The sequence below is a fragment of the uncultured Muribaculum sp. genome, assembly GCF_910583865.1.
Classification (GTDB): domain Bacteria; phylum Bacteroidota; class Bacteroidia; order Bacteroidales; family Muribaculaceae; genus Muribaculum.
The window spans coordinates 17,099-39,547 of sequence record NZ_CAJTYX010000024.1 but is presented as its reverse complement, the minus strand read 5'-3'; the positions used below and the strand labels follow the sequence as shown (position 1 = coordinate 39,547).

15 protein-coding genes are annotated in these 22,449 nt (G+C 54.1%); 6 read left to right on the top strand and 9 right to left on the bottom strand.

All coding sequences use genetic code 11. From position 1 onward, the window contains the following. Positions 1-127: 127 nt before the first annotated feature. The 4 genes from QZ303_RS06885 to QZ303_RS06870 form a co-directional block, all read right to left on the bottom strand. Entirely contained in the window at positions 128-781 is a 654-nt protein-coding gene (locus QZ303_RS06885; protein WP_295730999.1) for an HAD family phosphatase, read from the bottom strand. A gap of 583 nt (positions 782-1,364) precedes the next feature. Then, a complete protein-coding gene (locus QZ303_RS06880) occupies positions 1,365-3,047 on the bottom strand; it encodes a putative transporter (protein WP_295730997.1) in 1,683 nt (560 codons plus the stop codon). Positions 3,048-3,264: 217 nt separating this feature from the next. Continuing rightward, positions 3,265-3,930 carry an HAD family hydrolase gene (locus QZ303_RS06875; protein ID WP_295730994.1) on the bottom strand — a complete coding sequence of 222 codons (666 nt, stop codon included), beginning with the start codon at positions 3,928-3,930 and terminating at the stop codon, positions 3,265-3,267. Between the two features lie 48 nt (positions 3,931-3,978). Beyond that, entirely contained in the window at positions 3,979-6,270 is a 2,292-nt protein-coding gene (locus QZ303_RS06870) for a BamA/TamA family outer membrane protein (RefSeq protein ID WP_295730991.1), read from the bottom strand. A 209-nt stretch (positions 6,271-6,479) separates the two neighbouring features. Between QZ303_RS06870 and QZ303_RS06865 the strand changes: the two genes are divergently transcribed. Then, a complete protein-coding gene (locus QZ303_RS06865; RefSeq protein WP_363322826.1) occupies positions 6,480-7,310 on the top strand; it encodes a potassium channel family protein in 831 nt (276 codons plus the stop codon). 9 nt (positions 7,311-7,319) lie between these two features. Then, entirely contained in the window at positions 7,320-9,173 is a 1,854-nt protein-coding gene (locus QZ303_RS06860) for a TrkH family potassium uptake protein (protein WP_295730989.1), read from the top strand. A 31-nt stretch (positions 9,174-9,204) separates the two neighbouring features. Here QZ303_RS06860 and QZ303_RS06855 read toward each other — a convergent pair whose 3' ends face one another. Further along, positions 9,205-9,939 (bottom strand): ABC transporter ATP-binding protein, encoded by a 735-nt coding sequence (locus QZ303_RS06855; RefSeq protein ID WP_295730986.1) that lies wholly within the window; start codon positions 9,937-9,939, stop codon positions 9,205-9,207. Further along, positions 9,936-10,937: an iron ABC transporter permease gene (locus tag QZ303_RS06850; RefSeq protein WP_295730983.1), complete on the bottom strand. Its 1,002-nt coding sequence runs from the start codon at positions 10,935-10,937 to the stop codon at positions 9,936-9,938. The genes QZ303_RS06855 and QZ303_RS06850 overlap by 4 nt, the downstream gene beginning before the upstream one ends. Positions 10,938-11,269: 332 nt before the next feature. On the opposite strand from QZ303_RS06850, the gene QZ303_RS06845 reads away from it, so the two are divergent. From QZ303_RS06845 to QZ303_RS06830, 4 genes are all read left to right on the top strand, one after another. Then, positions 11,270-11,575, top strand: coding sequence for a hypothetical protein (locus tag QZ303_RS06845; RefSeq protein ID WP_295730980.1), 306 nt, complete (start codon positions 11,270-11,272; stop codon positions 11,573-11,575). Positions 11,576-11,853: 278 nt separating this feature from the next. Beyond that, positions 11,854-13,875 carry a type I pullulanase gene (gene pulA, locus QZ303_RS06840; RefSeq protein WP_295730978.1) on the top strand — a complete coding sequence of 674 codons (2,022 nt, stop codon included), beginning with the start codon at positions 11,854-11,856 and terminating at the stop codon, positions 13,873-13,875. Between the two features lie 95 nt (positions 13,876-13,970). Then, positions 13,971-15,359 (top strand): MFS transporter, encoded by a 1,389-nt coding sequence (locus tag QZ303_RS06835; protein ID WP_295730975.1) that lies wholly within the window; start codon positions 13,971-13,973, stop codon positions 15,357-15,359. A 231-nt stretch (positions 15,360-15,590) separates the two neighbouring features. Continuing rightward, positions 15,591-17,606: a fructose-1,6-bisphosphatase gene (locus QZ303_RS06830; RefSeq protein WP_295730972.1), complete on the top strand. Its 2,016-nt coding sequence runs from the start codon at positions 15,591-15,593 to the stop codon at positions 17,604-17,606. Between the two features lie 102 nt (positions 17,607-17,708). Here the strand turns inward: QZ303_RS06830 and QZ303_RS06825 are convergent, their stop codons facing one another. The 3 genes from QZ303_RS06825 to QZ303_RS06815 form a co-directional block, all read right to left on the bottom strand. Next, positions 17,709-19,103 (bottom strand): alginate lyase family protein, encoded by a 1,395-nt coding sequence (locus QZ303_RS06825; protein ID WP_295730969.1) that lies wholly within the window; start codon positions 19,101-19,103, stop codon positions 17,709-17,711. A 77-nt stretch (positions 19,104-19,180) separates the two neighbouring features. Beyond that, the gene (locus tag QZ303_RS06820) at positions 19,181-20,644 is read right to left on the bottom strand and encodes an Ig-like domain-containing protein (RefSeq protein ID WP_295730967.1); all 1,464 of its coding nucleotides are present in this window, start codon (positions 20,642-20,644) and stop codon (positions 19,181-19,183) included. Between the two features lie 5 nt (positions 20,645-20,649). After that, positions 20,650-22,431 (bottom strand): RagB/SusD family nutrient uptake outer membrane protein, encoded by a 1,782-nt coding sequence (locus QZ303_RS06815; RefSeq protein ID WP_295730963.1) that lies wholly within the window; start codon positions 22,429-22,431, stop codon positions 20,650-20,652. Positions 22,432-22,449 lie beyond the last annotated feature (18 nt).

The following is a 22,449-nucleotide window of genomic DNA, read 5'->3' as shown; positions in this document are numbered from 1 at the left end:
TTATGGATTACAGAATATAAAACACCCCGGAGGCGGGGTTTTGATTACCACGGAATACAGATTTTGCTCTTATTAACACAAGAGATGCCTGCACACGACATGGACCGGATGGCCGAGGAGGACAACCTTATCGCGAAACGGACAACATCCGTTCGACCGTAAACTTCTCAAACGAAGGTATTATATGATGCGCGTTGCCTTCCTGCGCCAGACGCTCTGCGGGATATGTGGTCGACAGCCCTATCACCGTAGCTCCTGAAGCCATGCCGGCGGCAAGCCCGCTGATTGAATCCTCAAACACATAGCAATCGCGGATATCCACACCAAGCTTCCCGGCACCCATGAGATAGCACTGCGGATCAGGCTTCGAGCGTGTCACGTCGGCGGAAGTGATCAGAGCATCAAAATATGAAGCGAATTCCGGATTGCCATCAAACAGACGTTTCATCTTGTCAGCACCGCTGCTTGTGACTATGGCCGCAGGAATCCCGTTACGCCTGAGGTCGTCAAGGAACTCCATCACACCCGGGAATACAGGGAAATCCATCGAGTTCTCGAACACCTCAAGTTCAGCTTTTACTCCGGCGGAAATATCCGGATCAGGAAAATACGTATCCAATATGCGCGGCAACGTCGAGCCTTTTATAACCATGTCGAAATATGGTATCTCGGGATGATACTTGCGTCCCATCTGTCCCCAGAAGATGGAGTAAGTTGTTTCGGTGTCGACCAACACCCCGTCAAGGTCGAACAGCGCGCCATGAATGGCAATAGTGTCCATACTGTCAATTTTACAAATGAACTGATTTAGACTTATTACAAATTAACATTCAGAGGCTGTTTGCGAGGCGATTTTGAGCTTTTCGAAGGAGCGATGGGGTTCCATCGTGATCGAGAAAAGAGAAGAAATCGACCGGAAACAGACCTGAAGGTTAACGATAAGGGTTACATCAGTTCTGGATTTAACATTTTGTAATAAGTTTAAATCAGTTCAATGATAAAAAACGAGGAGGAGAATGCTAAAAAATTACCTGGCAAGAGCAGCATCCTCCTCCTCTCCCGGCTGACTGACACAAGGCGTCGCCGGTTCATATACATTATCGTATTTTCGGTGACATATTATTATATCACGCCACAAAGGTAGGATAAATTTCTTATTTGCCAAATAAATCATAACATATTATCGATTATATTCGAACAATAACATCAATCTGCAATAGTCCGGCATCCCCACCAAACGTACGCAGGCTGTCTGCGTGAAAACAAACAGCCTGCGTGACAGGGGTTAATATCTCTTCATTACAATGATGTAACACAAATCATAATAATTTCATACACCGGTTCCATTATTAATACCGCCGGCATCACGACGCAAGAGCCAGCACAAGCACCTGGGCGGCGACTATTCGCAGGAACATAGTCAGAGGATAAACCGTGGAATATGCTACTGCCGGAGCATCGTTGCCGGTGGAATTGTTGGCAAAAGCAAGCGCAGGAGGATCGGTCATGCTGCCACCGAACAGACCCATGATCGACAGCATATTGATCTTATAGACCCCACGTGCGATCGAGCCTACTATAATCAGAGGCACGAAAGTTATGATGAAGCCCCAGATCACCCACCACATGCCGGTGTAATTGAACACCGTCGACGCGAAGTCGGCTCCGGCGGCGATACCTACCGATGCAAGGAACAGACAGATGCCGATCTCACGCATAAGCAACGAGGCGGCCGACGAAGTATAGGTGACAAGCTTGAGCTTGTAGCCGAAGCGACTGAGCAGGATAGCCACCACGAGCGGGCCGCCGGCCATGCCGAGCTTCATCGGCACGCTGATACCGGGGAAAGCGATAGGAATCGAGCCTACTATTATACCGAGGAAGATGCCTGCGAAAAGCGTGAACATGTTAGGCTCGTTGAGACGCTTGACGGAATTACCGAGCTTCTCGGCAAGGCGCTTTATATCCTCAAGCTGCCCTACCACCGTGATACGGTCGCCCATCTGCAGGCGCAGGTCGGGAGAAGCGAGCAGGTCTATACCGGCACGGTTGACACGGGTGGCATTAAGGCTGTAGCCATGGCGCAGCTTCAGCGAGCCGAGCGTCACGCCATTGTATTCTGTCTTTGTGATAAGTATGCGGCGCGACACCACCGGACCGGGATTGCTCTCCCAGTCGAGCACAAGCTCCGGACCGATCACTGCCTTGAAACGCTCTTCGTCGTTCGGTGAAAGCACTGTGTAAAGCTTATCTCCCTTATGTACCACCGTCTGCGAATTCGGGATGAATATATTGCCGTCCTTGTCCTGCAGACGCGACACGACGAAATCGCAATTCACGACATCGTGGAGCTGCATCATGTTCTTTCCGTCAATGAGCGGGTTGGTCACCTCATAAGTGAGAATCAACGGCTTCTGCTGTGCGGCCTCCTTTTCAGCCTCGATAGCCTCCACCTCCTTGTCGATTTTCACACGGAAAAAGGCGCGGACAAGGAACATGGCGGCTATGATGCCTATCACGCCAAGGGGATATGCTGCGGCGTAACCCATGGCCATCTGTTCGGTAGCGTTGTAGTTCTGAGGCATCACCTGAAGGACAGCCTGCTGGGCCGCACCGAGACCCGGAGTGTTGGTGACAGCTCCCGACATCACTCCGACGAGAGCGGTGATAGGGGTGTTGCCGTCAATGAAGAATATCGCCAACACAATTATCACATTGAGTGCGATTGTCATAGCTGCCAGACCGTTAAGCACAACACCTCCGCGCTTGAACGACGAGAAGAACGACGGGCCGACCTGCAAACCTATCGAGAAGATAAACAGAATCAGGCCGAACTCACGCACGAAATGAAGCACATCGGGGTTTACGATATAGCCGAAATGCCCCATAAGCAGACCGACAAAAAGCACGAACGTCACGCCAAGGGATATTCCCCCCACTTTCAACTTACCCAGCCATACACCCGCCGCTATGACAAATGCATAGAGGATAATGGTGCTCGGCAATGAGCTTGCGCCCGGAGCCAATAGATTTTGCAACCAATCCATATAAACAATAACGCTTTTATATTTAATTATCAGCTATTTACGAACAAATCGAAATTGACGGTGCAAAGTTACGCTTTTTATTCCAATATTCATCGTTAAAACGGGCGCGATATTTCACAATTTTCAATTATGCCATGGCTCGGACATTACATACACCCATGCCGGCACAATAATCTCATACCTTATCCATGCATGAAATATACGGTATATCCGCGACTCAGATATTGATGTCGTTCTCCACAAAACCGAGCAGAGCCGCCGGTTCTGAAATGATATGGTCGGCATAGAACGCCTTCAGCTCCGACACAGGCCTGAATCCCCATGTGACTCCTACCGACTCCACGCACGCTCGTCGTGCGGTCTCCATATCGACACCGGAATCGCCGACATACAACACACAGGATTTCGGGGCAGGAGAGATGGTCAGGATCTCGAACACGATCGACGGATCCGGCTTCACCGGCACGCCTTCCTTATGTCCAGACACGACGGCCCAGCTGATGTCGGGGAAAAAATGGCCGATAAGGCGCAACACAGCCTCATGATACTTGTTGGAGGCTACCGCGAGCTTTATCCCACGGGCTTCGAGTTCATGAAGAAGCTCGGTAATGCCGGGGTAAGGCACGGTATGGTCCATGCAGTGCACATCGTAATATTCCCGGAAGGCCTCCCTCATCTTCCCGACATTCTCGTCGGTATCAAGTCCGGACGGAAGCGCACGCTGCAACAGACGTGTCACCCCGTTGCCCACCATCGCCGGATAGGATGATATCGGATGCTCCGGATAGCCCAGAGCCGCCAGGGCATGGTTGGTAGCGGTGCCCAAGTCGTCAATCGTATTCAGCAAAGTGCCGTCAAGATCAAAAATCACAAGTTGTTTCATAACACGTGGTTTCTTAATTTGGGACTGATTTAAATCAGTTCAATGATTTTAGAATGGATAGCCCACAGAGAAGTGGAATGTGGCGTCACGTCCCCATTTCGGATGGATGATAGGCCATCTATATTCTCCGAACGCAGGATTTACAGCCTTGATGCCCAGGTCGAGACGCAACAGGAAATAGGAGAAATCAAGTCGCAGGCCGATACCATAGGATGCAGCCAACTCCTTGTAGAACGATCCGAAACGGAAGAAGCCACCGGGCTGGTTGTCGTAGTGGTGTATCGTCCATATATTTCCGCCATCGACGAAGAACGCCCCCTCAAGTATCCAGAATAGCTTGGCCCTGTACTCCACGCTAAGGTCGAGGCGTATGTCGCCACATTGGTTGATGAAGTCGGTCACCGAGTTGCGCGACGCATATCGTCCCGGACCGAGGGTGCGCACACCCCACCCTCTCACGCTGTTGGCGCCTCCGGCATAAAAACGCTTCTCGAAAGGGAGCATGCGCGAATTGCCGTAAGGCACACCGATTCCCAATCCGGCATGGAACGACACCGACGAACGAGGCCCGAACGCATGTGTGAACGTGTAGTCGGCGTCGGCCTTCACATACTGCGCGTATTGTATGCCGAAAAAACGGTATGCATCATTGTGGCGCTTCTGCCCGGTGAGCCGCGATATGGCGTAGAGCAGGTTGCCCGCCGGCTCGAAGTTGGCACGGATGGCAAACACGCTCTGCTGCATCACTATCCGGTTAAGCGCATTACCGGACGGCTGACGCTTATTGGTGCGATAATAGCTGTAGCCGGCACGGAGTATGAAATGGTCCTCGTAGCTGTAGCGCAACAACGGATTGGAAGGTGCTATCTGGTTAAGGAAGTCGATGGTCGACTTGGGAAGATACACGTAGTTCACGTCAATCAGGTCAAAACGATGCCGCAGGGTATTCTGGCGGTTGGCCCACCGGTATTTCCAGCCTGCACCGGCGATGATGCGTGTATATTCCGGACGCTCCTGGTAATTGAAAGAGACCGAAAATTCGGTAGTGGCCTTTATGCGGCGCTTGAAATCATAGGAGAGGAACGGAGCCTCAAACTGCGGGAACGTGATCCCCACCTCGCCGGCATACTCCATATAGCGGTTGTTGATCAGGCCGTTGAAATCGCCGGACAGGCTCTCGTAGCTCGTGCGGAACTTTGCCGACAAAAGCTCCGAGCCATGGGCGAGGTTACGGTGCTGATACGTGACGCCGACACCGAAACCGAGATCGCCCTCCGAATTGGTTCCTTCAAGTTCGAGCGACACACCCTGTTTCTTCCCCCTGGTGAGAAGCACGTATGCATCGAGGAGCGGATGCCCGTCAGGCGACATCCCCACACGCCGCATGTCTATGTTGACATAACGCAGGATGCCCAGACGCCCCAACGCCTCATATGTGAGATCCACCTCATGTTGGCTGAACGGCTTGCCGGGAATTATGTGAGACGCCTCGTAGAGCACCTGAGGCCTGAGATAATGGTCATCGCCATAAAGGACCTCTATGTCACGATACCTTACAGTATCCTGCCCTTTGAAATCATAGCTGCCGTAGTCGCTGCCCGGATTATAGTCGGTGACGAACACCACCCTGTTTATCAGGTATGTGAGATGCCGTTTGTCCACGCTCTGTGCCGACGGCTGACGCAGGTTCAGCGTGAGATTCACATCGCGCATACCCTCGGCCGTATCGGCCACGAACGTGATATACTCCTTTGAGAAAGCATAGTAGCCGTTGTCACGCAGCATATCGGATATGCCGGAACGCATCTCTTCGAGACGATTGCGGTCCAGCAGGTCGCCGGGCTTAAGCCTGTTGCGCCGTGGTGCGCGGGCGATAAGCGCGGCTATGGCCGAGTCCGGAATGACGTAATCTATTGTCGACAGATAGTGGGGCAACCCGGCCTTGATCTTGTATTCCACCGTGACCTTGCGGTTATTGCCGGTGTGCACGGTGTCGACCGTCACGTCAGAATCAAGATAGCCCTTGTTGAGCATAGCCTGATGAAGCTGGTAGACGGAGGCATCCGTGAGATCCTGGTCGTAGATCACCGGAGGCTGCCCGAGCTTGCGCGCCCAGCGGTTGTACCATTTGGTAGAGTCGCGTCCCGACATATTATAAGTGGCGAGCTGGAGTTTCAGGAAGCCGAGCACCTTATGGTTGGGGGTCTGACGCAGGTAATTCACCAGTTGCTCCTTGTCGATATCAGCATTGTCAGTAACGGTAATATCCACCTTGTCCACAAGGTATTTCCCTTGCGGCACATGACGTGTGGAACTGCATGACGCGAAAACGACAGCCATGACAATGACAACCGGTATCAGTATATGTCTACAGCCTGATGTACTCACGCATGCAAAGTTAGGCTATTTGCCGAATTTATGCAAACCACCGTACAGGCGCAAAACCATTACCTTGCATCGAATGTTATCTATCCAAAGGCAAGCCGGCAACGGCGTGCCGCCACATGACATACACGATACTCCACGTTCAACTATTCACATAAAGAGATATGACAACCGATACCACGGCACAAGTCTCTCCTACCGCCGCCCCGACACCCAAAACGTCAACACCTCCCTCCGGTCCGAAGGATCCGAACGCCCTTTCACCACGAAGGATGAGGTTGGTGAAAATCCTGCATACGCTGGTGCTTATCGCCTCGATAGGGCTGATCGTGCTCATATCGTGGGACTCCTTCAACAACATCTCGTTTCTCGCAAGCGAGGAATACATGAACATACAGTTCTGGATCTGCATGTTCTTCATTTTCGACATAGTAGCTGAATTTTTCATCTACCCGCGCAAATGGCACTACGTGCTCACGCACATATTCTTCCTGCTCGTCAGCATACCGTACATCAACATAATCGCGTATTACGACATCGCCCTCAACCCCGAGATGCAGTATCTTATACGATTCGTGCCTATGATAAGGGCGGGCTACGTGCTGGCACTCGTGCTCGGAGTGCTCTTCTCCAACAAGATTTCCGGTCTTTTCGCCACCTATCTCGGACTGCTCATCGCGACAGTGTATTTCGCAAGCCTCATGTTCTTCATCGAGGAGCACTACATCAATCCGGGGGTCAGCACCTACTGGTCGGCATTATGGTGGGCGTTCATGGACGTGACCACGGTAGGATGCAACATAAACTGCATCACTCCGACGGGAAAGGTGCTCGGAGTGGTACTCGCCGCAGAGGGGCTGATACTCTTCCCTATCTTTACCGTGTACATAACCAACTCACTGTCGCAACGCACAGTACGTGATGCCGCCGACGACCGCAAGAATGCAGCCAAACGCGCAAAGGAAAAGGCGGAGAAGAGCGCGACCGTTTCATGAACCATGCCGATGAGCCGCAGGAAGCGCATATTCCGTCAGGGCAGACTCGTGGTCAGGCGATGGCGACATACACTGCGCCATAACCATTCAGCCATAACCGCCATAGGCCGGGTGCTCGACATATTCTCATTTCTGGCCTCGATCGGATGCGTGGCTCTATTTCTGGCCTATCTCGGATATGACCGCGATCCGGATGAGATAAAATACATGATGCGTTGGTTCAGAACCATACAAGGCATATATGTCGCGAAAGTACTCTTCAACCTGCTATTTGACTACCGCCATATCCTGAGAAACACGCGCATAATCAAATGGGTCGTCGACATAGGCCTGTTGACCACATTGTTGCCGGCCATATACCCGCATCCCGACAATCCATGGATACAATGGCTCGCGGACGTACTCTACAGCCGTAAATTCCTCGTGGGGATATTGCTCGCATACGCCGTCACCGACATATGCCATGCCGTCATACAGGCCATGGGGAAACGCACCAACCCATCGCTCATACTGTCGGCAAGCTTCCTGGTGTTCATCTTCATAGGTTCTTTTCTGCTGATGATGCCAAGATGCACGCTGCACCCTATCGGCTATGTCGACTCGCTTTTCGTAGCGACAAGCGCCGTGTGCATAACCGGCCTTACTACGATTGACGTCGCAAGCACTTTCACTCCGCTCGGGCTGCTCGTGCTCGGACTGCTCATACAGATAGGAGGACTTGGAGTAATGACATTCACAAGCTTCTTCGCCCTCTTCTTCAGCGGCAATACGTCGGTCTACAATCAGCTGATGATAAAGGACATGGTTTATTCAAGAAACATCAACTCACTGCTCCCTACCTTACTATATATACTCGGATTCTCCATAACCGTAGAAGCCGTCGGTGCGGCCGGGGTATGGCTTTCAATCCATGGTTCGGTAGGGTTGACTCTCGACGAGGAAATCGTATTCTCCATCTTCCATTCCCTGTCGGCATTCTGCAACGCAGGATTCTCAAACATGCCGGGAGGGCTAAGCAACGCGCGCCTGATGAATTCCGACCAGTCGGTGTACATAGTAATAAGCCTCATCGTCATAGCGGGCTCCATCGGCTTCCCCATACTCGTCAATTTCCGCGACATAGCAATAAACACGATGAGACGCATCTGGAGCAAATTCAACCGAAAGCCGGCGCGCGTGCGCAACGTGCACATATGCAACCTTAACACAAAGGTAGCGCTATACACGACCACGGCCGTGTTCATCATCAGCGTGATACTGTTCTGGCTCCTCGAAAGGCACAATACTCTCGACGGCATGAGCGCATGGGTACAATGGGTACAGGCAGTGTTCAACTCCACCACCCCGCGCAGCTCGGGATTCACCTCGGTCAATCCGGCAATGTTCCTCGACGTCACCCTCGTGGTCGTGATGTTCCAGATGTGGATCGGCGGTGCCGCGCAGTCAACGGCCGGAGGAGTGAAAGTAAACACGCTTGCCGCCATTCTCCTCAATCTTAAAACCATTGTGTTAGGACGCACGCGTGTCACCGCGTTCCACCGCCAGATAGCGACAGCCTCCATAAAGCGCGCCAATGCCGTGGTCACCATCTCGGTCATGAGCCTGTTTATGATTGTCGTGGCCATGCTGGTCCTTGAGCCTGACCTTCCCGCCAGAGCCGTGATATTCGAATGCGTGTCGGGACTGTTTACCGTAGGATCATCGCTCGGCATAACAGGAGAACTGCACACAGGCTCCAAGATACTGCTCTGCATGGCAATGTTTCTCGGACGCGTCGGCATAATATCCCTGCTTGTAGGAATCACCGGCGACAGGCGCGACCGTCCTGTAGGATATCCCGAAGAAAACCTGATAATAAATTAAGAGGTTGTTTAAAAACAGCATTACGGCCACGCTACAGGGCCGCCCTCATCCAGTCGGGCAGACGGAATATGCGGTCGATATGCCCGGCGGCGACCATATCCTTCACCGGCATATTGAGAAGGCGCGGAGAGTCGACAAGCATTATGGCATCAGCCATATGCAAGGCGATGTCAAGTTCGTGGGTCGAGAAAAGGACACACTTGCCGTGCTCATGCGCAAGCGTCCCGAGCAACGACGCCAGTTCGAAGCGGTTCGGAAGATCAAGAAACGACGTAGGCTCATCGAGAAGAATCACGGGCGTATCCTGCGCGAGCGCACGCGCGATCATCACGCGCTGACACTCACCATCGCTCATACGGTCCATCGTGCGCAATGCATATGCGCCCATCCCTACCGCCTCAAGTGAATCCCTGACTACAGAGCGGTCGGCTGCGGAAAGCTGTCCGGCCCACCCCGTGTAAGGAGCACGCCCGAGGGCCACGACATCGGTGCACGTAAGTCCCGGCACACGCACGCGCTCGGTAGTTACGAAAGCGATCATCCGCGCCATGTCGCGCGGCACAAGCTCACGAAGTTCCGTACCGTCGACCCTTATGCCGCCTGAATAATTCCGGTCAAGACCGCCGAGCGCACGAAGCAACGTCGATTTTCCGGCACCGTTACGTCCTATCAACGCGGTAAGACACGATGACGGCACCACTGTAGAGGCATGCTCTATAAGCATCCGCCTTCCATATCCTACAGAAAAGTCATCAAGCTCCATCATGCCGTCAACGGTTTGTTCCTTACCACCACCCATACCACCACGGGGATTCCCACGAGGGCCGTGATGGAGTTGACCGGCAAGGTGAAGAATTTGGATACTATGTCGCACGCAAGCATCACGTCCGCACCCACGAGCATACAGCCCGGTATGAGCACACGATGGTCGGCATCCGAAAAAAGCATGCGTGCCACGTGTGGGAGTGCCATGCCGATGAACCCTATCGGGCCGCAAAAGGCCGTCACCGTACCGGCAAGCAGAGTGGTCGATGCAAAGAGCAGCCCGCGGCTCCGCGAGAGGTCAAGCCCCATCGAACGCGCGTATTCCTCTCCAAGCAGCAGAAGGTTAAGCGGCTTTATCGCCGCGACAGCAAGCACAAGACCCAACGCCACGGAAGGGAGCGCCACCCAAAGCTGCGACGAACTTACGTCGCCAAGCGAACCCATGGTCCATATCACGAACGCCTTGAGGGCATCCTCATGGCTGAGGTACTGGAGCACCTGCACAACCGCGCTCACTCCCGAAGAAAACATTATGCCGAGAATCAATATCACCATTATGTCGGTGATACGTCGCCCCACGAAAGCAATCACCGCCAGCACAAGCGCAGAGCCTATCCACGCAGCACCGGCTATGCCTATCGAGGCCATAAAACCCGAAATACCGAGCAAAGGAGCACCAAGCAGGAAAAGTGCCACACCAAGCGATGCACCGGAACTGATGCCGAGGACATACGGACCGGCAAGCGGGTTACGGAAAAGGGTCTGCATCTCCAATCCGCTCACCGTAAGGGCCGCCCCGGCCACAAGGGCCACGATGGCTTTGACGAGGCGGATATTTATCACTATCTTGGCGGTCGCTTCCGGACATTCGCCTCCTGACAAGGCGGCAACCACCTTGGAAAAGGGTATATCCACACCACCCGTAGCCATGTCGGCCACGAAAAGCGCTACGGCGGCGAATGACAGCAGTATGAATATGACGGTCTGTTGTTTCCTCATATTGTAATGCATGTGGATGTTGCAAAACTCCGGATTGTAGGGATGCACGCTCGTGCATCCGAATCATCGCATCTGATCCACAGATATTTACCGGCTGCACGAGCGTGCATCCCTACAATTCAGTGGCAAATAACAGGTTTTGCGACAGCCTCTAAAGCATGGCGGATGCCTGTCCGGTAAATCAAAGTTAGCCGAAATATTGTGGCCGGACGCTACTTTTAACAGAGTTTAACCCAAGGAATCGTGTTTCTGACATTATATTTTTGTAACTTCGCATTCGGAAAGGTAGAACAACGATTCATCCCTTTCCAAAATATAAACAACACTGCCGAATGAAAAAACTATTTATGACATTGACGCTCGTCACGGGATTGGCTTTCGGGTCAATCGTCACCGTCGCGCAGTCTAATGACATAGAGCAGATTTCGGCAATTGCCCATACACCGTCGGCGCGCCCCGTGAGCGGAGGTATCGAGCTTACGACACCCGGCGACGCACCATGCTGCTTCTACATATATTCAATTACCGGACAGATGGTGAAATCGGCGGAGATCAGCGGTAGCGCCGTGGTTGAACTCCCGCGCGGATGCTATATCATTAAATGCGCCAAATGGTCTAAGAAAGTAGTGGTGAAATAATCGCGCTTTCTCAGACTCGCCCAATAATCAAGCTGTAGATTCACGCACTTAATCGGTATGCGCCGAGACAAACATGATTCCACAGCAACCGAAATGGATGCCATCTCTTCCTGAAATTTAAAGATAGTTTTATAGTCTCTGTAATTTTATTATCCGGAACCGGCGGCTTTACGCATGTTCCTACAGTTATTCAGGCATATAACATCAAACGTGTGGATATCCTCGACACGTCAGATTGCCATGCCATAACAACCGAAATTATTGTCTTATAGCCAGACATGAAAATCAAAATCACCTCAATCTGCATGAGCACCATCATCGCCTCGGCAACCATGGCAGCCGGAATCGATGCTTCCGCACAAGACCGCGACGCCGTGTACTCGACCTATGAAACCTATGACGGCAGCGACCTTGAAATGACGGTAAACAGTACCGGCACACATTTTACTCTCTGGTCGCCCATGGCACAGGCCGTAAAATTAAGGATATTCCCTACCGGGCGCAATTCCGCACCTGAACAGACCATCGACATGACACGTGGCGAAAAGGGCACATGGCGCGCAAGCGTGCCGGAGCGTCTCTACGGCAAATTCTACACATTCCAGATAAAGCATGACGGAAAATGGCTCGACGAGACCCCCGGCGTATGGGCCAAGGCTGTCGGCGTCAACGGACAGCGCGCCGCCATCATCGACTTTGACTCCACCGACCCCGAGGGGTGGGACAAAGACAAAGGCCCTGCCATAAGCCATATCAACGACGCCGTGATCTACGAGATGCACCACCGCGACTTCTCAGTCCACCCCTCGTCGGGCATAGCCTCGAAAGGGAAGTTCCTCGCCATGACCGAGCAGGGCACCACCAACCCCGAGGGCGACAAGACAGGCATAGACCATCTCAAGGAACTCGGAGTGACACACGTGCACATACTCCCCTCATATGACTACAACAGCGTGGACGAAACAAACCTCCCGGCCAACACCTACAACTGGGGATACGATCCGCAGAACTACAATGCCCCGGAAGGCTCCTACTCCACCAATCCCGTCGATCCGGCCACACGCGTGACCGAGATGAAGCAGATGGTCAAGGCCCTGCACGACGCAGGAATAGGCGTGGTGATGGATGTGGTCTACAACCACACAGCCGAGAACGACGGCTCCAACTTCTCGCTCACGGCACCGGGATACTACTACCGCCATCGTCCCGACGGAAGCTACAGCGACGCATCCGGTTGCGGCAACGAGACCGCATCCGAACGCCAACAGATGCGCGACTTCATCGTCAACTCCGTGAAATACTGGGCCGAGGAATACCATATTGACGGATTCCGATTCGACCTTATGGCCATACATGACACCACCACGATGAACGAGGTGGCCCGCGAACTAAAGAAAATCAATCCCGACATATTCGTGTACGGCGAAGGCTGGACAGCCGGCGACTCGCCTCTGCCGGTAGGCGCACGCGCCCTTAAAGACAATGTGAGCGCCATGCCGCAGATAGCAGTGTTCTCCGACGACATCCGCGATGCAGTAAAGGGACACTACACCGACGAGAAAGACCGCGGCTTCGCCACCGGCAAGCCCGGACTCGAAGAGACCGTGAAGATAGGCATCGTCGGTGCCACGGCCCATCCGCAGGTCGACTATTCAAAGGGCAACAACTCCAAGGCGCCATACGCCTCATCGCCGTCGCAGGTGATCAACTACGTATCGTGCCACGACGACCTGACGCTCACCGACAAACTCGCGAAATCACTTCCCGGCGAGTCGGTAGCCGACCGCCAGCGTGCCGCCAAGCTCGCCCAGACCATCGTATTCACCTCACAAGGCACCCCGTTCATGTTTGCCGGAGAAGAGGTGTTCCGCGACAAGAAGGGTGTGCACAACTCCTACAACTCCCCCGACTCCATCAACGCCATCGACTGGAGCCAGAAGCACGACAACGCCGACCTGTTCAACTACTACGTGGAGCTGATAAAGCTGCGCAAGGCCCATCCGGCATTCCGCATGACATCGGCCGAGGATGTGGCGAAGCATCTCGTGTTTGACGACATGAAGGGGCAGACCGGGCTGATCTCCTATTCGCTCAAGGACCATGCCAACGGCGACGCGTGGAAAGAGATCAAGGTGGTGTTCAACGGCTCATCAGAACCCCGCATGATAAAGGTGGCCAAAGCCGACTGGACAGTAATCGCCGAGGACGGAGTCCTTAATGCCGAAGGTATCGGCAGCAGCAAAGGAGGCCGTCTTATGGTAGCTCCACGGTCAGCACTGATTCTTGCCCGCGAAAAATAAAATCAGTATTTTTGCAGGGAGATGCCGTAAGTCCATGCGGCAACTCCCTGCAAAGTGTTTCTAAAGATATTATTTGTCATTTTAAAACCCTCAACATGAGAACCATATCCAAGCCCGATCTGGGATTCTGGAAGCTGTGGAATCTGAGCTTCGGATTTTTCGGAGTGCAGATCGCCTATGCGCTGCAGAGCGCCAACATATCACGCATATTCCAGACACTCGGCGCCGACCCCCACAACCTCAGCTACTTCTGGATACTCCCGCCTTTGGCCGGCCTTGTGATACAGCCGATCATCGGCACCATGAGCGACAAGACCTGGAACAGGTTCGGACGCCGGCTACCCTACCTGCTTTTCGGCTCCATACTGGCGGTAATCGTGATGTGCCTCCTCCCCAATGCGGGAAGTTTCCATTTCGCCGTGGCGGGAGCGCTGATTTTCGGGGCATTCTCCCTCATGATGCTCGACGTGTCGATCAACATTTCCATGCAGCCGTTCAAGATGCTCGTGGGCGACATGGTAAACGAAAAGCAGAAAGGACTCGCCTATTCTATCCAGAGCTTCCTGTGCAACGCCGGCTCGGTAGTCGGATTCATATTCCCGTTCGTACTCGCATGGATAGGCATAAGCAATGACGCCCCCGGCAACCGTGTGCCCGATTCGGTGACATTCTCATTCTACGGAGGCGCGGCCATCCTGATAGCCTGCGTGGCCTACACCTTCTTCAAGGTAAAGGAGATGCCCCCGAAGGAGTATGCCGCCTACCACGGCATAACCGAGGAGCAGGCGCAGGAGAAAACCAACTTCGTCAAGCTCCTGGTCAAGGCACCCAAGGTGTTCTGGACGGTAGGGCTCGTTCAGTTCTTCTGCTGGTGCGCGTTCATGTACATGTGGACCTACAACGCCGGAGGGATAGCCGAGCAGGCTTTCGGATGGAATCCCGATCCGGCGCTCGCCAACGATCCCGCCAACAAGGCCCTCTATCAGGAGGCCGGCAACTGGAATGGCATACTCTTCGCCGTACAGGCGATCGGGTCGGTGGTATGGGCCGCCATACTCCCGCGTTTCGCCAACCGCCGCATGGCCTACTGCCTGTCGCTCCTGATCGGCGGCATAGGATTCATCTCCACGCTCGCCTTCACAGACAAATGGATGCTTTTCATCAGCTATTTCCTCGTAGGGACAGCCTGGGCAGCGATGCTCGCCATGCCTTTCACCATCCTCACCAACTCCATAAGCGGAAAGCACATGGGCGCATATCTCGGACTGTTCAACGGCACAATAACCATCCCGCAGATCGTAGCCGCAGTGCTCGGAGGCGTCATCTTCAAGATGTTCGGAGGCATGCACCAGCTCAACATGATAGTCTTTGCAGGCGTACTGTTGGTTATCGGCGCATTCTGCGTGTTCACCATCCGCGAGACCTATGCCGAAAAGCATGCTGTCGCGGTCGATCCCCTCGAAGAGGAGAACGAGCCATTCTGACACCCATATAGTTCATATACAGACATATCCGCCGGACGTAATGGAAAAGATTTTCCATCACGCCCGGCGGAGTTTTTTATACCCGCACCAACCATTGGAGGCATAGATACGTTAATAAATCTGAAAGATTCACGCTTTCGTCGCAAAACGTCGGTGCAATGGCTTATATTTGCATAATACCGACCCCGAATCAAGTACACAACCGACATCACACACCTCTTATCCGGACATATGTCACCTGTAGCCCAACCATATACCCTTGAAAAAGTCAAGAACGACCGTCGCGTGCTCGAACTGCTCTCAAACAATTTCCCCAACGTGAGCGCGGCATCGACCGAAATCATCAACCTTGAGGCGATACTCAACCTGCCTAAAGGTACGGAGCACTTCATCGCCGACATACACGGCGAGCATGAGGCGTTCAGGCACATACTCAAAAACGCGTCGGGCAACATCAAGCGCAAGGTAAAGGAGATATACGGCAACTCCATGCGCGACGACGACATCAAAAGCCTGTGCACACTCATCTACTATCCGGAAAGGAAGCTGGAACTGATGAAAGCCGAGGAGAAGGAGCTGGACAACTTCTACAACATCACCCTGCACCAGCTCGTGAGGGTGCTCCAATCGGTATCGTCGAAATACACACGCTCGAAAGTGCGCAAGGCCCTTCCCAAGGAGTTCGCCTACATAATAGAGGAGTTGCTGCACGAATCGCCCTCGGACGACGACAAGCAGGCATATTTCAACCGCATCATCGAGACGATAATCCTCACGGGTCAGGCCGACGCGTTCATCGTCGCCATGTGCAATGTGATACAGCGCCTGAGCATCGACCTGCTCCACATACTGGGCGACGTGTTCGACCGCGGGCCGGGCGCCCACATAATCATGGACACCCTCTGCGACTACGGGCACTTCGACATGCAGTGGGGCAACCACGACGCGCTCTGGATGGGCGCGGCCGCAGGCAACGACGCCTGCATCGCCAACGTGCTGCGGCTCTCCCTGCGCTACGGCAACATGGCCACCCTTGAGGACGGCTACGGGATAAACCTCGTGCCGCTCGCCACATTCGCCATGGAGACATATGCCGACGACCCCTGCGAGAACTTCAAGCCACGCCTGAACAATGACGACATACTCTTCGACGACAAGACACGCCGCCTGCTCGCCCAGATGCACAAGGCCATCGCCATAATACAGTTCAAGCTCGAAGGCCGGCTCGCCGACAAGCGTCCGGAATGGGGAATGCAGTCACGCAAGCTTCTCGACAAGCTCGACACCGCGCGGTCGGTAATAACCATCGGCGGCAAGGAATATCCGCTGAAGGATTCCCTCTTCCCCACAGTCGACCCTGACGATCCCTACCGCCTGACACAGGAGGAACAGGAACTCGTCAGCAAACTCCACCATTCGTTCATGATAAGCGAGAGGCTGAGGAAGCATATCCAGTGCATACTGTCGCACGGATGCATGTACACAGTGTGCAACTCCAACCTCCTTTTCCACGCCTCAATGCCGCTCAACGCCGACGGCACGCTCAAAGAGGTGGAGCTACGCGGCGGCAGATACAAAGGGCGCGAGCTGTTCACACGTATAGGCATGACGATGCGCGCGGCATTCAACAACGACACCGCGCCCGATGAGAAGGATTTTGCCATAGACTACTACTGGTACCTTTGGTGCGGACCGGATTCCCCGCTTTTCGACAAATCAAAGATGGCGACCTTCGAACGATATTTTATCGACGACAAGGAGACACACCGCGAAGAGAAAGGGAACTACTACGAGCTTCGCAACGACGAGAAAGTGTGCGACATGATACTCGATGCCTTCGGGGTGGAAGGTGAACACCGCCACATCATCAACGGCCATGTACCGGTGCGCATCAGCAAAGGTGAGACACCGGTGAGAGCCAACGGCAAACTGATGGTGATTGACGGCGGTTTCGCCAAAGCCTACCACGACACGACAGGCATAGCGGGCTACACGCTCGTCTACCACAGCCGGGGATTCCAGCTCGTGCAGCACGAACCGTTCAGTTCCACCGAGGAGGCCATACACAACGGTACCGACATCGTGAGCACCACGCAGCTCGTAGAACTGACCAACCACAGGATGCGCGTGCGCGACACCGACAAGGGGCGCGAGCTGTCGGCACAGATCGAGGAGCTGATGGAACTGCTCTATGCCTACCGCACGGGCATGATCAAGGAACGCACCACAAGCAAGCCGCATCAATAATAGCATAATGAACGAAATATCTATATTAAAGAAAATGTGACGACCGACGGTCGTCACATTTTCTTTAATATAGATATTTGGAAACCTGTGAGGAGACAAGTACTATTCACGATAATACATGAGGGTGGAGAATCCGATCTGGTCGAAGCCGCCGGAGTTGGTGCCGTACTGACCGCAACCGCCGTCGGGACGATACTTCTCGGCATATTCCGAAACATACTTACCGGTAATACCGTGGGCCTTGCAATAGCTTGCCCAGATGTCCCATCCAGGACGCACCTCACCACGTCCGGCCGAACCCATCTTGGTCATGCTGTTGCCGGAGTAGGTATATGTGGTGAACGGGAGGGAGCTTTCGGGATACTTGAAGAACGCGTCGTCGGCGCTCGCCGGCTTGTCGGTCCCGTTGGGATTGTTGTACTTTGCCACATACTGGGCGAAAGCCACGGCACGGTTATCCTTGAAGGCGAAAAGATCCTCACCTATATTGTAGGCCATCTGGCAGAAGTAGCCTACGAGCACGGCACATAGGGTGTTGTGGCCCTGGTCGCGGCCTGCCTCGTTGCCTTGTGCCAGCATCTCGCCGGAACCGGACGGGTCCTCAAAGACACCGATCACACCTTTGCCGCCGAGACATCCGGGGCCTTCGCTCTGCTTGAAGCGCAGGATAGCCTCGTTGACCATGTCATTGTCCTCGGCAAGTATGCCCACGGAGATTATGGCTGTCATCGCGGCAAGATCCCAGTTCATCCACCAGTGGTCGCCGACGTTCTTTTCAAGGAAAGAATGCGCGAAAGGATACCATGAGCCCGTGAGCCAGTCGACCACCTTCCTGAAGCCCTCGGAAGCGCCCCAGTTATTGTAGTCGCGCAGCAGTTCGGCGGCGTTGGCCACGTGATGGATCTGGAACAACATCAGATACTCGTTGGAGTCTATCACATCGTCCTTCCACTTTATCTTGCCGAGAAGCACACCCTTGTTGACCGAAGCCCAGTCCTCAAGGAGCTTCACGGCAGTCTGTGCGGCCTGTGTATCGCCGCCAAGCTGCCATTTCAGACCCAGCTGATAGGCCGCGGCGGCATCACGGGCGAGATCCATGTAGCTGTTCTGAATACCCGGCTTGTAGTACTCCTCCAGACCGGCATCCTTCCAGCGGCCTCCACCCTCGGCCCAGTTGTTGGCATCCAGACGTGCAAGATACTCCCATGGTGATGCCTTGCGGACATTGTTGCTGAACCCGCTGTTTAGGAGCTTCTGATATCCTCCGGCCCACGGCTCCCGGCCGAGATGCGCCTTCACATAGTCGATGTCGGTACGCGTGTGGAGTATGCAGGGATGGTTGGAGAGATTGTAGGTCTTTGGTTCATAGACTTCGGTTTCACCGCCCGGAGAGGGCCATGAATCGATATCGGTGACACCGTCCTCGATTTCGTTGCAGGATGGCAGGGCGACAATCGCCACGGCCGCCATCAATGCGCTATATATTGCTGATTTCATTGTGTCTGGTATTATGGTGAGCAGGAAAGGACGGTTTCCGTGAAGGGACTCCGCCCTTCCTGCACGATTATCATTATTTAATTTCTCGGATTATCGATTACGTCCTGATTTGCAAACGCCTTGGCTGCATCCTCGCTCTCGAACGTGCGGATCCAATACACGTCGTACCACGGGGAAGCCTTGTCTACGCTTCCATTGGGGATGTCGGCCACCTTGAACTGGAATATCCTGAACGGCACGAGATCGTAGCCCTTGCCTGCCAGCTTGCCTCCGACATTGAAGATCATCAGGCGCGTACCGTCGGCCAGTTCGATACCCTGCTTGGGGTTGATCTCACCGGGCTTGTCAAATCCGGACACCGTGGCGAAGTCGCTCTTGAAGTTGCCACCTGCATAAGCGGTGCATCGTATGGCAAGCACGGGATACTTCACGATACCGAGATAAACCGGAGCCTTCTCCGAACAGTTGAGTTTGAAGTCACGACGCCATTTGCCGGTGCCGGCATCAGGGAAATGTATGCGCCAGTACTTCTCAAGGCGTTCGTCGGGAGCCTGGTCATTGGATGGAATCCACTTCCAGTTGCTCTGGAGAGTCTCGCCCCACTTGTTCTCGGCATCCCAGATCCACAGGCCCGGCTCGACGGTGACGGTAGTCGAAACCTCTTCGCCGGTAGAGATGCACTTGGCTATGACGCTGGCGGTGCCGAATCCGGTGGGAGTGACCACACCACGGTTGACCTTCACGACACTCTCATCAAGAGAACTCCATTCCACGGAACCGACAGTGCCGTTGGCCGGGGTGTAGGTGACATTGAGGGCCACCTCACCACGCGAGATGCATATAGGCCCGTCGAGCGGAGCGATCTCAACCTTTTCGATAGCGATGTAGGGCTTCACCTCAAGGTTGAAGATACCCTGCACTCCCGAGCGGTCATGCGCCTTGGCGATGATCCGTGTCGATCCCACGCCCACGCAATCCACGAGTCCGTCGGCATTGACGGTAGCGACCTCCTCGTTGTCGGAATGCCATGTAAGATAGGAATATGTGTGGTTATCCGGAAGGATTGTTGCCTTGAGCTGTAGCTTGTCGGTGACGTAAATCATTCCGTCGTCGCTGAGCTTGGTAGTGTTCTCCACATTGATCGATGTGGCCTTTATCACTTCGGGAATCACGTCGACAGTCACGGTAGCTTCGGCCTCGTTGATCTTGAAGCCCATGGAGGAATGTGCCGTAATCTGTGCCTGTCCTATGGCGTGGGCGGAGATGCGTCCCTCCTGATCGACACTCGCCACAGCGGGGTCGGACGAGGTGAATATGACCGTGTTGTCATCGGCGTCCTGAGGTGTGGCGCTCCACACTAACAGGGAGTCCATCCCCACGGCGAGAGGGAGCACTTCGCTTACCTCGAACTTTATCTCCTGAAGGAGGTTTGCCGCAGGGGCATTAAGGGTAAGCTCCTTCTCGTTGTCGCTACAGGCGGCAACGGAGACCGCCATGGCGGTCAGCGCCGCGAGACCAAGGATATTATTTTTATTTTTCATAATGATTATTCTTCTTTAGTGTCATCTTCATTGGTCGGATCTTTCGTGAATGTGCCGCCCACCTTGGGCCATCCTTCGTTCTGGCCGAGATTGGGATTGAGCTGCTGCTGGTCGACGGGGAGAGGATAGAGATAGTGCTTCTGCTCGAACACACGTCCCGTCTGCAAGATGATATGGTTCTGCGCGTCGAGGTTATAACCTCCATGGTTGGCCATAGCTGTGGTCCACTCACCCTGCCAGCGTATGCCGAGCTGGTCCTTTGGCATCTCGCTCTCTGCGGTTTTCCAGCGCTTGAGGTCGTCGATACGGAAACCCTCCTGGAAAAGCTCGACGGTGCGCTCGCGGCGTATCTCGGCTCGCATGTCGAGACCGTGGGCGTTTACCAGCCCGTTGGAAAGACCGGGCATGCCGTTGGTCTTGTTGACGCGCAGACGTGTCTTGTTGATGGAGATGTTGAGATCCTCGTCGGAAATCCTTCCGTCGCGCTCATACAGAGCCTCGGCATAGTTGAGCAGCACCTCGGCATAGCGGAGAACGGGGAAGTCGTAGCTTTCGTCGCGATCGGCGCACTCGCGCTCAGTAGCCCACTTGTAGATGAAGTAGCCCGACGCCCAGGGGGTGAAGTTGGTGTACTTGGCGCGTTTCATCTCCTCCTCGCTTCCGCTCCAGTCGATGCGGCAGTTGTTCTTGGTATTGTTCCAGAAGGTATCGCCGGGACGCATCATGGTGTTGTGCATGCGGTTGTCGCGGTTTTCCCATTCGCTGCGCGTCTTGTCGTAGCCGAGGAATTTGGCCGATTCGGTGGTGGGGAGACCGTCGGTGCAGAGATACATGTCGGCGAGCTTGGCGGTGCCGAGCCAGACATTGGCAAGTGCGGTTGTGGTGAGGTTCTGACCGGTGGTCTTTAGGGTGATGTCGAAGCAGCGCTTTATGATATACTCCTTGTTGGCGCTCTTGTCGAGACCGGCGGGATTGCACTTAACGCCGCTCTCAAGAATGAACATGTAGCGGTAAGCGTCGTCGCCGAGTGATGCCGGCTCGAAAATCTCATATTTGCGGCTGTCGATAACGGTCTTGGCGGCCTTTACGGCGATGTCAAGGAGACCGTGGGCGCGGGTCTCGTTGCCACGGAACTTCTGCCATGTACCTTCGTAGAGGGCCACGCGGCTCAGGAATGCGGAAGCACCCTCGGTGCTGACGCGCCCTTCCTCTATTTCAGAGACGGAGCGTAGATTGACGATGGCGTTCTCAAGGTCGCTGATTATGAAATCGACCACTTCCCCACGGTCGTTGCGCCCGGCGGAAAGGAGGGGATCGTCGGTGTCGAGGGAATGCTTCACGAGGATGACGTCGCCGAATTTCTGCACAAGACCGAAATATGACCATGCGCGGAAGAAGTAAGCCTCGCCGAGTGCCTGACGAATCTCCGTCTTGTTGGCATAGCCTTCCGCTTTCTCGATAAGAAGAGTGGTGCGGCGTATCTGCTTGTATGCATTTGTGTAGTCGCCGTCGCCGGCATCCATGTTGTAGTTGCCTGTGGAGTATGAGTTGTTGCCGCCTGTGGCATGTCGCATCAAGTCGGAACGCATGTCGGAGTGAATGTTGCCGTCGTAGACCTGAGAGAAGTTGGGGAGATAGTCGTAGAATTTGTTGGCGAAATTCTGGAAATCGCCCTCGCTCTGCCATAAGGCCGGGTCGGCCAGGGTGTCCTTGGGATCGAGGTCGAGACAGGAGGTCGATGCCAGCGCAAGGATACCTATCGCGATGTATCTGGATATATTTTTCATTGTAGTTACGGTATTCAA

Excerpts from the sequence above, each read along its gene's own strand:
- QZ303_RS06820 (WP_295730967.1), bottom strand. The coding sequence starts at position 20,644 with ATGAAAAATAAAAATAATATCCTTGGTCTCGCGGCGCTGACCGCCATG.
- QZ303_RS06865 (WP_363322826.1), top strand. The coding sequence starts at position 6,480 with ATGACAACCGATACCACGGCACAAGTCTCTCCTACCGCCGCCCCGACA.
- QZ303_RS06875 (WP_295730994.1), bottom strand. The coding sequence starts at position 3,930 with ATGAAACAACTTGTGATTTTTGATCTTGACGGCACTTTGCTGAATACG.
- QZ303_RS06855 (WP_295730986.1), bottom strand. The coding sequence starts at position 9,939 with ATGATGGAGCTTGATGACTTTTCTGTAGGATATGGAAGGCGGATGCTT.
- QZ303_RS06845 (WP_295730980.1), top strand. The coding sequence starts at position 11,270 with ATGAAAAAACTATTTATGACATTGACGCTCGTCACGGGATTGGCTTTC.
- QZ303_RS06880 (WP_295730997.1), bottom strand. The coding sequence starts at position 3,047 with ATGGATTGGTTGCAAAATCTATTGGCTCCGGGCGCAAGCTCATTGCCG.
- QZ303_RS06860 (WP_295730989.1), top strand. The coding sequence starts at position 7,320 with ATGAGCCGCAGGAAGCGCATATTCCGTCAGGGCAGACTCGTGGTCAGG.
- QZ303_RS06815 (WP_295730963.1), bottom strand. The coding sequence starts at position 22,431 with ATGAAAAATATATCCAGATACATCGCGATAGGTATCCTTGCGCTGGCA.
- QZ303_RS06885 (WP_295730999.1), bottom strand. The coding sequence starts at position 781 with ATGGACACTATTGCCATTCATGGCGCGCTGTTCGACCTTGACGGGGTG.
- pulA (WP_295730978.1), top strand. The coding sequence starts at position 11,854 with ATGAAAATCAAAATCACCTCAATCTGCATGAGCACCATCATCGCCTCG.
- QZ303_RS06825 (WP_295730969.1), bottom strand. The coding sequence starts at position 19,103 with ATGAAATCAGCAATATATAGCGCATTGATGGCGGCCGTGGCGATTGTC.
- QZ303_RS06835 (WP_295730975.1), top strand. The coding sequence starts at position 13,971 with ATGAGAACCATATCCAAGCCCGATCTGGGATTCTGGAAGCTGTGGAAT.
- QZ303_RS06850 (WP_295730983.1), bottom strand. The coding sequence starts at position 10,937 with ATGAGGAAACAACAGACCGTCATATTCATACTGCTGTCATTCGCCGCC.
- QZ303_RS06870 (WP_295730991.1), bottom strand. The coding sequence starts at position 6,270 with ATGGCTGTCGTTTTCGCGTCATGCAGTTCCACACGTCATGTGCCGCAA.
- QZ303_RS06830 (WP_295730972.1), top strand. The coding sequence starts at position 15,591 with ATGTCACCTGTAGCCCAACCATATACCCTTGAAAAAGTCAAGAACGAC.